Annotated in this window: 14 protein-coding genes; 8 read left to right on the top strand and 6 right to left on the bottom strand. The window is 65.3% G+C overall.

The features are described 5' to 3' along the window. Positions 1–21 precede the first annotated feature (21 nt). From A4C63_RS12930 to A4C63_RS12920, 3 genes are all read right to left on the bottom strand, one after another. The gene (locus A4C63_RS12930) at positions 22–360 is read right to left on the bottom strand and encodes a DUF2892 domain-containing protein (protein ID WP_063912975.1); all 339 of its coding nucleotides are present in this window, start codon (positions 358–360) and stop codon (positions 22–24) included. Positions 361–422: 62 nt separating this feature from the next. Further along, complete coding sequence (locus A4C63_RS12925) at positions 423–893, bottom strand: RNA methyltransferase (protein WP_015271348.1); 471 nt, start codon at positions 891–893, stop codon at positions 423–425. Between the two features lie 71 nt (positions 894–964). Further along, positions 965–1,336, bottom strand: a complete 372-nt coding sequence (locus tag A4C63_RS12920; protein ID WP_003259546.1) for a YajD family HNH nuclease — start codon at positions 1,334–1,336, stop codon at positions 965–967. Between the two features lie 132 nt (positions 1,337–1,468). Here A4C63_RS12920 and A4C63_RS12915 point away from each other — a divergent pair, with 132 nt between their 5' ends. Next, entirely contained in the window at positions 1,469–1,747 is a 279-nt protein-coding gene (locus A4C63_RS12915; protein WP_063912974.1) for a hypothetical protein, read from the top strand. A 158-nt stretch (positions 1,748–1,905) separates the two neighbouring features. On the opposite strand, the gene A4C63_RS12910 is transcribed toward A4C63_RS12915, so the two are convergent. After that, complete coding sequence (locus A4C63_RS12910; protein ID WP_063912973.1) at positions 1,906–3,948, bottom strand: S9 family peptidase; 2,043 nt, start codon at positions 3,946–3,948, stop codon at positions 1,906–1,908. A gap of 200 nt (positions 3,949–4,148) precedes the next feature. Here A4C63_RS12910 and A4C63_RS12905 point away from each other — a divergent pair, with 200 nt between their 5' ends. From A4C63_RS12905 to A4C63_RS12895, 3 genes are read left to right on the top strand one after another with little or no spacing between them, the layout of a single operon-like run. After that, positions 4,149–4,655 (top strand): hypothetical protein, encoded by a 507-nt coding sequence (locus A4C63_RS12905; protein ID WP_063912972.1) that lies wholly within the window; start codon positions 4,149–4,151, stop codon positions 4,653–4,655. 14 nt (positions 4,656–4,669) lie between these two features. Continuing rightward, positions 4,670–5,443 (top strand): class II glutamine amidotransferase, encoded by a 774-nt coding sequence (locus A4C63_RS12900; RefSeq protein WP_063912971.1) that lies wholly within the window; start codon positions 4,670–4,672, stop codon positions 5,441–5,443. Positions 5,444–5,452: 9 nt separating this feature from the next. Then, positions 5,453–5,974 (top strand): DUF2937 family protein, encoded by a 522-nt coding sequence (locus tag A4C63_RS12895; protein ID WP_063912970.1) that lies wholly within the window; start codon positions 5,453–5,455, stop codon positions 5,972–5,974. Positions 5,975–6,108: 134 nt separating this feature from the next. Here A4C63_RS12895 and A4C63_RS12890 read toward each other — a convergent pair whose 3' ends face one another. Continuing rightward, positions 6,109–7,020, bottom strand: a complete 912-nt coding sequence (locus tag A4C63_RS12890) for a LysR family transcriptional regulator (RefSeq protein ID WP_063912969.1) — start codon at positions 7,018–7,020, stop codon at positions 6,109–6,111. A gap of 128 nt (positions 7,021–7,148) precedes the next feature. Here A4C63_RS12890 and A4C63_RS12885 point away from each other — a divergent pair, with 128 nt between their 5' ends. From A4C63_RS12885 to A4C63_RS12870, 4 genes are read left to right on the top strand one after another with little or no spacing between them, the layout of a single operon-like run. Then, entirely contained in the window at positions 7,149–8,435 is a 1,287-nt protein-coding gene (locus A4C63_RS12885) for an MFS transporter (protein ID WP_063912968.1), read from the top strand. A gap of 9 nt (positions 8,436–8,444) precedes the next feature. Beyond that, positions 8,445–9,224 carry a 5-oxoprolinase subunit PxpA gene (locus A4C63_RS12880; RefSeq protein WP_063912967.1) on the top strand — a complete coding sequence of 260 codons (780 nt, stop codon included), beginning with the start codon at positions 8,445–8,447 and terminating at the stop codon, positions 9,222–9,224. Beyond that, positions 9,221–9,907 carry a 5-oxoprolinase subunit PxpB gene (pxpB, locus tag A4C63_RS12875; RefSeq protein WP_063912966.1) on the top strand — a complete coding sequence of 229 codons (687 nt, stop codon included), beginning with the start codon at positions 9,221–9,223 and terminating at the stop codon, positions 9,905–9,907. The genes A4C63_RS12880 and pxpB overlap by 4 nt, the downstream gene beginning before the upstream one ends. Continuing rightward, complete coding sequence (locus tag A4C63_RS12870) at positions 9,904–10,821, top strand: biotin-dependent carboxyltransferase family protein (protein ID WP_063912965.1); 918 nt, start codon at positions 9,904–9,906, stop codon at positions 10,819–10,821. Before pxpB ends, A4C63_RS12870 begins: the two co-directional genes overlap by 4 nt. A gap of 114 nt (positions 10,822–10,935) precedes the next feature. On the opposite strand, the gene A4C63_RS12865 is transcribed toward A4C63_RS12870, so the two are convergent. After that, positions 10,936–12,114, bottom strand: a complete 1,179-nt coding sequence (locus A4C63_RS12865; RefSeq protein WP_063912964.1) for a VWA domain-containing protein — start codon at positions 12,112–12,114, stop codon at positions 10,936–10,938.

The raw sequence follows: 12,114 nt of genomic DNA, 5'->3' as shown, positions 1-12,114 counted from the left end.
GCCGGCACAGGCAGTGCAAAATCAATTGGCCAAGGGATCCTTCCCGGTCACCGTCACCCCCCGCGTCGCTGCGTCGGCACTGGCCTTCAATGCCTCCAGCTCCGCCGCGCTGCGCTCGATATCCGTACGCAACCGCTGATATTCCTGGCGATGCCGCTGCCACCAGGCCTTGGTCGCACAATGCCCGCTGAAGCCCCGAGCCAGTGCCAGGCCGCCAACTGCGATCTGCAACAACCCGACCAGGCCGCCGTGGCGCAACCCCTTGCTTACCATCAACGCGCCACCAGCCAGCGAACTGGCGCGCTCCAGGCCATGAACGTTGTTGTCCTGCGATGTCGCTGCCGAATGGATATCAAGCATGGCAAGGTCTCCGTCTGAAGTGTATGCAGGTGACCTGTCGGCCACCGTCATCGTTCAGTCGGCTATTTGAACCTGGGCCCCGAACGGGTATTCAGCCCCTTGGCCATGCGGTCATACAGCACCACATTCACCGTCGCCGCCAGGTTCATGCAGCCTTCGGTCGGAATGTAGATGGTCTCTTCGCACCACGCCCGTACATCTGCACTGAGGCTGCCGTCTTCCGGCCCGAAGATGTAGATGGCCCGGTCCGGGTGGGTGTACTCCGGCAATGGCCGCGCACCTTCAACCAGTTCTACAGCCACCGGCGTGCAGCCCAGCGGGATGATGCGCTGCAGGTCGTCGATGCCGATCAGCGGGATGTCGTAGTGCACGCGCTTGGTGTCGGTGACGAAGTCACGGGCGCGCTCGTAGCGTTTGCCGGTGTAGAACACCGAGTTGACGCCGTAGCAACCCGCGGCGCGCATCACCGAGCCGACGTTTTCTGCCGACTTGGGGTTGAACAGACCGATGCAGCTGTATCGTTTGTTTGCCACGTACCGGGGCCCTTCGCGAAAAAAGCGCGATTATACGGGCTGCCCGGTAGCAGCGGGGGGCGAATCGATGGTCAGTCTTTCTTCAGCATGCCCGCCAGCCCGGCGAACGGGTTGTGGGTGGCCTTGGCGATGCTCGGGGTGCTGGTGGAGCCTTCGCTGAAGTACTGCTGGTCGGTGTAGCGCGAGTGCTCGTTGTCGTGGCAGTACAGGCACAGCAACTCCCAGTTGGAGCCGTCCTGCGGGTTGTTGTCGTGGTTGTGGTCGCGGTGGTGCACGGTCAGCTCGCTCAGGCGCTTGCCGGAGAACTCGCGGGCGCAGCGGCCGCAGACGTGCGGGTACATTTTCAGGGCCTTGTCGCGGTAGCCCATTTCCTTGTCGCGCTTGGCATCGGCCAGGATGCGGTCCAGGCGCGCGGTGGCGGCGGCGGAAGAGGTGGAGCTCATGGTGTTTCCTTTGTTCTGATCAGGCAAATGACGGTTATGCCATTGAGTCTAGCGCGCTTGCGGGGCAGGCGGACAGGCGAAAGCTTCGATTTAGGCGTAGCCTGTAGGAAGGTTCCCGACAGGAGGTTGCTGATGTTTCGCGCGATCCTCGCTGTGCTGTTGTTGGCCGGCCTGCCCATGGCCGAAGCTGCCAGCACGCCACCCCGGCTGACCACGCCGGTGCCCGGTGCACCGGGTACGCCTACGCCTACGCCCTATCCGCAGATTACCCCGAGTACACCGCCCAAGGCCTACGACAACCAGCCGGGGGCGCCGTTGCTACCACCGATGCCGGTGCCCGGGCCGCCGAAGGACCAGCCATTGCCGGGGTTGCGCCAGGATCCGCCGAAGCAGCCGGTGCAGGATGATTGACTGAGAGGGCTGTGTTGGCTGTGGGATTTTGGGGCTGCCTTGCAGCCTATCGCGACACAAGGCCGCTCCCACAGGGATCGCGCAGGATTCAGGGCATGCGCGGTACCTGTGGGAGCGGCCTTGTGTCGCGAAAGGGGCGCAAGGCGCCCCCAGCCATATCAAACGATACCTAGCTCGCCGAATACGAACGCATACTCAAGGGCTACATCCTTCAGCCCTTGATACCGCCCGCTCATCCCGCCATGCCCGGCCCCCATCTCGGTCTTGAGCAGCAGCAGGTTGCTGTCGGTCTTGCGCGTGCGCAGCCGCGCCACCCACTTGGCCGCCTCCCAGTACTGCACGCGGCTGTCGTTGTAGCCCGCCACCACCAGCATCGCCGGGTAGGCCTGTGCCTTCACGTTCTCGTACGGCGCGTAGGCCTTGATCCGCTCATACACCAGCGGCTCTTCAGGGTTGCCCCATTCGTCGTACTCGGTCACGGTCAGCGGCAGCTCGGGGTCGAGCATGGTGTTGAGCACGTCGACGAACGGCACTTCGGCAATCGCACAGCGGAACAGCTCGGGGCGCAGGTTGAGTACCGCGCCCATCAGCAGGCCACCGGCACTGCCGCCACTGATGGCCAGGCGGTCGGCAGCGGTCACGCCTTCGGCGATCAGGTGCTCGGCACAGGCGATGAAGTCGCTGAAAGTGTTGTGCTTGTGCTCCTGCTTGCCGGCGCGGTACCAGGCTTCGCCCAGTTCGCCGCCGCCACGCACATGGGCGATGGCAAAGGCCACGCCGCGCTCCAGCAGGCTCAGGCGCGCATGCGAGAACCACGGGTCGAGGCTTTCACCATAGGCGCCGTAGCCATACAGGTACAGCGGTACGGTCCGGCCCAGGTCCTGGCGGCGGCGCACCAGGCTGATCGGCACCCGGGTGCCGTCCGCTGCGGTGGCCCACAGGCGCTCGCTGACATAGTCGTCGGCATCGAACGGCCCCAGCACCGGAGTTTGCTTGAGCACCGCCTGGGCACCGCTGGCCAGCTCCAGCTGACGCACCTGGGCGGGGCGGTTGAGTGCTTCGTAGCGCAGGCGCAGGCGTGGGCTGGCGAACTCCAGGCTGTCCTGCACGTACAGGCTGTAGGCCGCGTCGGGCAGCTCGACGCGGTAAGCCGCCAGGCCCTGCGGGCGTACCTCGATGATCGGCAGGCCACCTTCGCGCAGGCTCAGGGTCAGCGCCCCGGCATTCAGGCTGAGGCCTTCGAGCATGATCGTGTCGCGGTGTGCTACCAGCACCTGCCATTGCTCACGGCTGGGCACCGGTGCGACCGGAGCGTGGTACAGGGCGAAGTTGATGCCGTCCTGGTTGGTGCGGATGAACCAGCGCCACTGGCCGTCGAGCTGGCCGTGGTCGGGGAAGTACTCGTGACCTTCGACACGGGGCGCCAGGCAGGTGAACGACGCCTGTGGGGTTTGCGCGTCCAGCACCCAGGCTTCGCTGGTGGTCTTGCTGTTCAGCAGCAGCACCAGCTGGCGCTCGGAGCTGGTGCGGTAGCAATGCAGGAAGAAGCGCCCGTCGGGCTCCTCGAACACGGTCTGCGCGCCTTCGTTGCCCAGGGTGTGGCGACGCAGGCGCCACGGGCGGTGGGTGTCGTCCAGTTCGGCGAAGAACAGCGTCTGGCTGTCGTTGGCCCAGGTCAGGCTGCCGTCGCAGTCGTCGAAGGGCAGGGTGGTGACGCTGCCACTGGCCAGGTCCTTGACGTACAGGGTGAAGATTTCGTCGCCGCTGGTGTCGAGGCTGTAGGCCAGCAGGCGGTGGTCGGGGCTGACGTTGAACGTGCCGAGGGACAGGAAGCCGCCGTTGGCCAGGGCGTTGGGGTCAAGCAGCAGTTGCTCCTGGCTTTCATCGACCGTGTTGGAGTCATCGGCAGGGCGCGGGCAGCGGTAGTGGCGCGGGTATTCGTCGCCTGCGGTGGTACGGGTGTAGTACAGGTAGGGGCCCCAGGGCGCCGGCAGCGACAGGTCGGTTTCCAGGATGCGGCCCTTGATCTCTTCGAACAGTTGCTCGCGCAGCGGCGCCTGGTCGGCCAGGCAGGCTTCCTGATAGGCGTTCTCGGCCTGCAGGTAGGCAAGCACCTCGGGGGTGTCGCGCTGTTGCAGCCAGGCGTACGGGTCGGCGGTCTGGGCCTGGTGGGCAATCGGGGGTTGGGGCTTGGTTGGCATTGAAGATCTCTTGATTGGGGGTGCCTGTACCGGCCTCTTCGCGGGCTTGCCCGCTCCCACAGGTTCACCACAGATCTTGAAAGCTGTGCGGTCCCTGTGGGAGCGGGCAAGCCCGCGAAGAGGCCGGTACAGGCAAACACTGTCTGCGCCCGGAAAAGTGTTTATCATAGGCATCTCTTTGCCTGGCTTGCACGAACACCATGACCGAGAACGACTACACCCTCGCCTGGGGCCTTTACGCGGTTGCCGCCCTGGGCTGCCTGCTGGTGGGCTTCAAGCTTACCGGCTGGATGTGGCGCTGGCTGCGCGAACCGCTGCGGGTGGTGCTGGCGGTGCTGCTGCTGACCCCGACCATCGTCGACCCGGTCAAGGACAGTTTCGCCCCGGCCATCGCCATCACCGCCCTGGATGTCGCCTTCAAGGTCGGCAACAACGCCTGGCGCGCGGTGTCCGACTTCGCCATGTACGGCATGGGCGCCTTTTCCCTGTATTTCCTCTTCGTACTGCTGCGCTTTCCGCTGGAAAAACGCGCCCGCGAGCGCCGTGCACAGGCCGAGGCCGCTGCCCAGCGCCAGGCGGCCGAAGATGAACAGCTCGGTGCCCATGCCCCGCTGGCCGCCGAGCGCCGCGACCGTTACCGTGACGCGCCACCCCCTGCCGCCCCAGCCGCCACTCGTGGCGGTGGCCGGGTCGAGCCCCGTCTGTAAGCGGAGACACGCCTATGTGCGAACTGCTGGGCATGAGTGCCAACGTCCCCACCGACATCGTCTTCAGCTTCACCGGCCTGATGCAGCGCGGTGGCCGTACCGGCCCGCACCGTGACGGCTGGGGTATCGGCTTCTACGAAGGCCGAGGCCTGCGCCTGTTCCAGGACCCGGCCGCCAGCAGCGAGTCGGAGGTGGCCAACCTGGTACAGCGCTACCCGATCAAGAGTGAAGTGGTCATTGGCCATATCCGCCAGGCCAACGTCGGCAAGGTGTGCCTGTCCAACACCCACCCCTTCGTGCGGGAAATGTGGGGCCGCAACTGGTGCTTTGCGCACAACGGCCAGTTGGGCGACTTCAAGGGCCAGGCCAGTTTCTATCGGCCGGTGGGCGACACCGACAGCGAGGCGGCCTTCTGCGACCTGCTCAACCGCATCCGCAGCGCCTTCCCCGAGCCCGTGCCGGTGAAGCAGCTGTTGCCGGTGCTGGTCGAAGCCTGTGCCGGTTACCGTGGCCAGGGCGTGTTCAACTGCATGCTCAGCGACGGCGACTGGCTGTTCTGCTTCTGTTCGACCAAGCTGGTGCACATCACCCGCCGTGCACCTTTTGGTGCGGCGCGGTTGAAGGATGTCGACCTGATCGTCGATTTTCACACCGAAACCACCCCCAACGACGTGGTCACGGTAATCGCCACCGAGGCCTTGACCGAGAACGAGACCTGGCAGCGCTACGAGCCGGGTCAGTGGGCCCTGTGGCGGCACGGCGAGTGCGTGGCACACGGCCAGAGCTAAGGACGCGGCATGTTCAGAAGTTACCTGCGGTTGCTGCTGTTCACCTTCGGCTTGCTGGCCGGTATCCAGGTCCCGGGGCTGGTCAAGGACTACAGCCAGCGGGTCGAGGCGCACCTGTTCGAATCGCGCGAGGCGCTCGACGGCTTCCGGCAGACCGCCGAACGCTTCTTCAATGGCGACCTGCAGGCGCTGCTGCGGCATTACCGCAGTAGCGACGACCCGGTCTTCAACAGTGATGCCAACAGCATCGAAAGCCTGATGATCCGCAACGAACTGCTGGAAAACGAATGGCAGGCGCTGCAAGGGCCTTGGGCGCAGCGTACCTGGCATGTGCTGGTGCAGGCCGACCCGCAGTTGCGCGAAGAAACCCTCAATGGCTACAGCTACCAGATCCTGCTGGTGCCCGAGGCGGTTGGCTGGGGGCTTGGTGCAGGGTTTGTGCTGGCCTTTGTGGTCGAGAGCCTGTTGCTGGGGATTGGCTGGGTGATCCTGGGCGGGCGGCGTGGGGCGGTGAAAGAGAGCTGGCGCTAAGGCATTCTGTGCCTGTGCTGGCCTCTTCGCGGGTAAACCCGCTCCCACAGGTACAGCGCAGCCTTCAAGATCTGTGGTGATCCTGTGGGAGCGGGTTTACCCGCGAAGAGGCCAGCACAGGCACTGCAAATCTGTCAGACCAACACAATCCGCTGCCCACCCACATCCCGCGCATACCCCTCCAGCACCTGCCGGCACACCCCGACCACTTCATCCACCAACGCCACCCCGGTCTGCCAGGCCACCACCAGCTCCAGGCTTGGCGGCGGTTGCAACCCTTGCAGCAACACCAGCTCACCCCGGCTCAACTCGGCATCCACCAGCGCCGGGGGTAGTGCGCCAATGCCAAACCCGTCGCGCAACAGCCGGGTAATCGCCGCCACCGAGTTCACGCAGTTCAGCCGCGGCGCTTCGGCCCCCGCGCCCTGCAGCAGGCTCAGCACTTCCTGGTGCGGCCGCGAGTTCTTCGAGAAGGTGATGATGCGTTCCCGCCCAAGCTCGGCCAGTGAAGCGTAGTCGCGGTGCTGGTGCGAGCCGGCGGCCACCACCCAACCCATCGGGTAGCGCGCCAGGTCGAGGCTGCGGATCGACTGCTCGCGCAGCAGGTCGGTCTGCAGGATCACGTCGAGAAAGCCCTTCTGCAATTGCTCGCGAAGGTTCAGCGCCGTGTCGGCCACCAGTTCGATCTCCACCTGCGGGTAACGCTCGGTCAGCTCCGCCACCAGCGCGCTCATCCAGGTGTGGATCACCGTGTCCATCACCCCGATTCGGATGCGCCCGACCTTGGCCCGGTCGCTGTCCAGCGACTGTTTCATGGCCTTGGCGGTTTCCAGCATGCGCTCGGCATATTCCAGCACCTTGCCGCCTTCCGGGGTCAGGCTGACGCCGCGTGAGTCGCGCAGCAGCAGCTTCACGCCCAGGTCGGCTTCCAGCGCGGCAATGCGGCTGGACACTGAGGCCTGGGTGGTGAACAGCTTCTCCGCGGTCAGGCGGAAGCTCTTGAGCCGGGCGACCCAGACGAAGGTTTCGAGGAAGCGAAGGTTCATGATCAGTTTTTCTTGTTCCAGACCGGCGGTTTTTCTCGTTGGACGCAGGTGGCGCGGCCTCTGAACAATGGCGCTCAGGCCGCGACCCTTTGTCGCCTATAAAACAATACCAACAAGCCGAGGCAAGCATGAACCCTACCGGCGTGCAGCAGCAGGTCAGTTCCCCCTCTTCGTCCGGGCCTTTCGCCTGGTACCGCGACATCGACTCACAGCAACGCCGGACATTCTGGAGCTGCAAGATCGGCTATGGCCTGGACGGCATGGACACGCAGATGCTCAGCTTCGTCATCCCCACGCTGATCATGCTGTGGGGCATCACCACCACCGAAGCCGGGCTGATCCATACCAGCACGTTGATCGCCTCGGCCGTGGGTGGCTGGGTGGCCGGCATTCTCTCCGACCGTATTGGCCGCGTGCGCACACTGCAACTGACGGTGCTGTGGTTTGCCTTCTTCACCTTCCTCTGCGGCTTCGCCCAGAACTACGAACAGCTGCTGATCGCCCGTACCCTGATGGGCTTTGGCTTTGGCGGTGAGTGGACTGCCGGCGCGGTGCTGATCGGCGAGGTGATCCGCGCCCAGGACCGTGGCAAGGCGGTGGGCATGGTGCAGTCCGGCTGGGCCCTTGGCTGGGGCCTCACCGCCATCCTCTACGCGCTGCTGTTCTCCTGGCTGCCGGCAGAGCAGGCCTGGCGCGCGCTGTTCCTGCTGGGCCTGGTACCGGCGATCTTCGTGATCTTCGTCCGCCGCCTGGTCAAGGACCCCGAGGTATACCGCGAAGCCAAGGCGGTGGAAAACGCCGAGGCACCTGCGCAGTTCTACGAAATCTTCGCCCCGGGCATGCTCTGGACCACTGTGCGTGCGTCCCTGCTGACCACCGGCGCACTGGGTGGCTACTACGCCATCACCTCGTGGCTGCCGACCTTCCTCAAGAACGAGCGCGGCCTGAGCGTGCTGGGCACCGGTGGCTACCTGGCCATGGTGATCGTCGGCTCCTACGTCGGCTATGTGGTCAGTGCGTACCTGTCCGACCTGCTGGGGCGCAAGAAGAACTTCATCCTGTTCGCCGTGGGCTCGTTCGTCATCGTGCTGTTGTACACGCAAATGCCAGTCAGCGACGGCGTGATGCTGTGGCTGGGCTTCCCGCTGGGCTTCTTCGCCTCGGGCATCTTCAGCGGCATGGGCGCGTTCCTCACCGAACTGTTCCCCACGCGTATCCGCGGTTCGGGGCAGGGCTTCTGCTACAACATCGGCAAGGTCATCGCGGCGCTGTTCCCGCTGCTGATCGGCGTGCTCGGCCAGAAAGTGCCGCTGGGCTTGGGGATTGGCGTGTTCTCCGCCGTGTCCTACGGCGTAGTGATCGTGGCGGCGCTGAGCCTGCCGGAAACCCGCGGCAAACAGCTGCAGGCGCGGTAAGGTAGGCATATGAACAACGACAATGGAGGCCGTGCGGTGGAACGCCTGCTACTCAATTGCGACATGGGCGAGAGTTTTGGCAGCTGGCGCATGGGCCTGGATGCCGAGGTCATGCCCTACATCGATTGCGCCAACATCGCCTGCGGCTATCACGCCGGGGACCCCGGCATCATGCGCCGCACCGTGGCGCTGGCGCTGGAGCACGGGGTGACCATCGGCGCGCACCCGGCCTACCCGGACCTGGTCGGCTTTGGCCGCCGTTCCATGGCCTGCAGCCCGGAGGAAATCCGCGACCTGCTGCACTACCAGATCGGTGCGCTGGACGGCATCTGCAAAGTGCTGGGCGGCCGCGTGGCCTATGTGAAACCCCATGGTGCGCTGTACAACGACATGATGGCCGACCCGCTCAAGTTGCGTACCGTACTGGAGGCTGTGGCGGCCTACGGCGGCGACCTGCCGCTGATGCTGATGGCCACTGCCGACAACCGCGCCGCCCAGGCCCTGGGCGATGAAATTGGCGTGCCGCTGTGGTTCGAAGCATTCGCCGACCGCGCCTACACCGCCAGCGGCCATCTGGTGTCGCGGCGCCTGCCGGGCGCGGTTCACCACGATCCGGCACTGGTGGTCGAGCAGGCCGTGCGCCTGGCCCGTGGCGATACGCTGGTGGCGGATGATGGCAGTGCCTTGAGGCTTGTGGCCAGCACGCTGTGCGTGCACGGCGACAACGACAGTTCGGTGGCGGCGGTGCGGCAGATTCGCCAGGCCCTCGATGCCCTGGAGTCGCGATGAAACCGCGCATTGAAGTCGTGGCCATCGACAGCCTGATGGTGCGCCTGTTCGATGGCATCGACGAGGGCAACATGCCGTGGATGCTCGCCGCCAGCCAGCGCCTGCACGCGGCGTTCGGCGAGCACTTGCTGGACCTGGTGCCTTCCTACACCACGCTGATGGTGCAGTTCGACCTGCCACCGGGTGAGGCGAGGGCGCTGATTATCCGTGCGCTGGAAGGCTTGCAGCCCGACACGGGCAGCGCTGGCCGCCGCCATGAGATCCCGGTGTGGTACGACGCCAGCGTCGGCCCGGAACTGCCGGTGTTGGCGGCCCGTAGTGGCTTGAGTGAAGCAGAGGTGATCCGCTTGCACAGCGCGCGCGAGTACCCGGTGTTCGCCCTGGGTTTCGCCCCCGGTTTCGGCTTCATGGGCCTGGTGGACGAGCGCCTGGCCAGCCCGCGCCTGAGCACCCCGCGCAAGCGCGTGGCGGCCGGCAGCGTCGGCATTGCCGAGCGCCAGACGGCGGCTTATCCGGCGGTATCGCCGGGTGGCTGGAACCTGATCGGGCGTACCCCGGTGCGCCTGTTCGACCGTGAACGCGAGGGCTACAGCCTGCTGCAACCCGGTGACCGGGTGCGCTTCGTGCCGGTTTCGCGCAGCGAGTTCCTGGCGTTGGGCGGTGATGTGGAGGCGCAAGGATGAAGCAGTTGAAGATCGAGGCCAGCACGCCGCTGTGCCAGTTGCAGGATGCCGGGCGTTTTGGCGTACGCCACCTGGGCGTGACCCAGGGCGGGGCGCTGGACTGGGTGGCGATGCACTGGGCCAACTGGCTGCTGGGCAACCCGTTGGCGGCGCCGGTGGTGGAGGTGGCGCTGGGCGGTTTCTGTGTGGTCGCTGAACAGGATTGTGTGCTGGCCCTGGCCGGTGCCGACCTGGATGCGCGGGTCGATGACCAGCCGCTGGCGCCCTGGCGCAGCTTTGCCTTGGCCAAGGGGCAGCGGTTGAGCCTGAAACAGCCGAAGCAGGGCGTGCGGGCGTATCTGGCAGCACCTGGCGGGTTCCTGGGCGAGGATGTGCTGGGCAGTTGTGCCACGGTTGTGCGGGAAGAGCTGGGCGGTATCGATGGCCAGGGCTCTGCGCTCGGCAAAGGCCAGGCGCTGGCATTTTCAGGCACTTCAGCGACCCTGCGTGAGGTACCGGAAGCGCTGCGGCCACAGTACGCACAAAAGCCTGTGCTTGACCTGGTGATGGGCGCACAGATCGGTGACTTCAGCGGTACCAGCCTGTTCGAGGCGTTCAATCGTGAGTGGACGTTGGACAGTCGGGCCGACCGCATGGGCATCCGCCTGCTGGGGCCGCAGTTGGTCTACCAGGGCGCGCCGATGATTTCCGAAGGGATTCCGTTGGGGGCGGTGCAGGTGCCGCCGGATGGGCAGCCGATCGTGTTGCTCAATGACCGGCAGACCATTGGCGGCTATCCGCGGCTGGGGGCGTTGACGCCGTTGGCGCTGGCGCAACTGGCGCAGTGCATGCCGGGGGCTGTGGTGCGGTTCAGGGCGGTGGTGCAGGACGAGGCCTGGCGGGAGCAGCAGGTATACCTGGACCGTTGGCGTTAAGGCTGCCGGCCTCTTCGCGGGTGAACCCGCTCCCACAGGTACCCCACAGGCCTCAAGGCTTGCGCAATACCTGTGGGAGCGGGTTCACCCGCGAAAGGGCCGGTACCGGCAACATCACTTGGACAGGTAACGCATCCCATCCTCCAACCCCTGCAAGGTCAGCGGGTACATCTTGTCCTCGATCAAGTCCCGCACCAGATGGGTCGATGCGGTGTAGTCCCAGGCCTGCTTCGGATACGGGTTGATCCAGATGATCTTCCTGAACTTCTCCATGAAGCGCTGCATCCACACATACCCGGCTTCTTCGTTCCAGTGCTCCACGCTGCCACCCGGCTGGGTAATCTCGTAGGGCGCCATGGCCGCGTCGCCGACGAACACAACCTTGTAGTCATCGCCGTACTTGTGCAGCAAGTCGAAGGTGGAATACCGCTCCGAGGTGCGGCGCAGGTTGTTCTTCCACACCGACTCGTACACGAAGTTGTGGAAGTAGTAGTACTCCAGGTGCTTGAACTCGGTCTTGCACGCCGAGAACAGCTCTTCGCAGACCTTGACGTGGGCGTCCATCGAGCCACCGATGTCGAACAGCAACAGCAGCTTCACCGTGTTGCGCCGCTCGGGGCGCATCTGGATGTTCAGCAGCCCGGCATCCCGTGCGGTGTGGTCGATGGTGCCGTCGATGTCCAGCTCTTCGGCAGCGCCTTCACGGGCGAACTTGCGCAGCCGGCGCAACGCCAGCTTGATGTTGCGCGTGCCCAGCTCCACCTGGTCGTCCAGGTTCTTGTATTCGCGCTGGTCCCACACTTTCACCGCCTTGCCCTGGCGCTTGCCGGCCTCGCCCACGCGGATGCCCTCGGGGTTGAAACCGCCCGAGCCGAACGGGCTGGTGCCGCCGGTGCCGATCCACTTGTTGCCGCCGGCGTGACGTTCCTTCTGCTCTTCGAGGCGCTTCTTGAACTCCTCGATCAGCTTGTCTAGGCCGCCCAGCGACTGGATCTGCGCGCGCTCCTCGTCGGTCAGCGAACGCTCGAATTCCTTGCGCAGCCAGTCTTCGGGGATCAGCGCCTCGATGTGCCGGTCGAGGTTCTCCAGGCCCTTGAAGTAGGCGGCGAAGGCCCGGTCGAACTTGTCGAAGTGGCGCTCGTCCTTCACCAGGATGGCGCGGGCGAGGTAGTAGAACTCGTCCATGTCGGCGAACACCACGCGCTTTTGCAGGGCCTGGTGCAGGTCGAGCAGTTCGCGTACCGACACCGGCACCTTGGCCGCGCGCATTTCATTGAACAGGTTGAGCAGCAT

Source organism: Pseudomonas sp. p21, from assembly GCF_001642705.1.
GTDB lineage: Bacteria > Pseudomonadota > Gammaproteobacteria > Pseudomonadales > Pseudomonadaceae > Aquipseudomonas.
This window is presented reverse-complemented; position numbering and strand designations above follow the sequence as displayed.

Bases quoted from the DNA above. Each gene is read 5' to 3' on its own strand.
- A4C63_RS12895 (WP_063912970.1), top strand. From the start codon at position 5,453: ATGTTCAGAAGTTACCTGCGGTTGCTGCTGTTCACCTTCGGCTTGCTG.
- A4C63_RS12915 (WP_063912974.1), top strand. From the start codon at position 1,469: ATGTTTCGCGCGATCCTCGCTGTGCTGTTGTTGGCCGGCCTGCCCATG.
- A4C63_RS12930 (WP_063912975.1), bottom strand. From the start codon at position 360: ATGCTTGATATCCATTCGGCAGCGACATCGCAGGACAACAACGTTCAT.
- A4C63_RS12870 (WP_063912965.1), top strand. From the start codon at position 9,904: ATGAAGCAGTTGAAGATCGAGGCCAGCACGCCGCTGTGCCAGTTGCAG.
- A4C63_RS12880 (WP_063912967.1), top strand. From the start codon at position 8,445: ATGAACAACGACAATGGAGGCCGTGCGGTGGAACGCCTGCTACTCAAT.
- A4C63_RS12905 (WP_063912972.1), top strand. From the start codon at position 4,149: ATGACCGAGAACGACTACACCCTCGCCTGGGGCCTTTACGCGGTTGCC.
- pxpB (WP_063912966.1), top strand. From the start codon at position 9,221: ATGAAACCGCGCATTGAAGTCGTGGCCATCGACAGCCTGATGGTGCGC.
- A4C63_RS12865 (WP_063912964.1), bottom strand. From the start codon at position 12,114: ATGCTGCTCAACCTGTTCAATGAAATGCGCGCGGCCAAGGTGCCGGTG.
- A4C63_RS12900 (WP_063912971.1), top strand. From the start codon at position 4,670: ATGTGCGAACTGCTGGGCATGAGTGCCAACGTCCCCACCGACATCGTC.
- A4C63_RS12910 (WP_063912973.1), bottom strand. From the start codon at position 3,948: ATGCCAACCAAGCCCCAACCCCCGATTGCCCACCAGGCCCAGACCGCC.
- A4C63_RS12890 (WP_063912969.1), bottom strand. From the start codon at position 7,020: ATGAACCTTCGCTTCCTCGAAACCTTCGTCTGGGTCGCCCGGCTCAAG.
- A4C63_RS12920 (WP_003259546.1), bottom strand. From the start codon at position 1,336: ATGAGCTCCACCTCTTCCGCCGCCGCCACCGCGCGCCTGGACCGCATC.
- A4C63_RS12885 (WP_063912968.1), top strand. From the start codon at position 7,149: ATGAACCCTACCGGCGTGCAGCAGCAGGTCAGTTCCCCCTCTTCGTCC.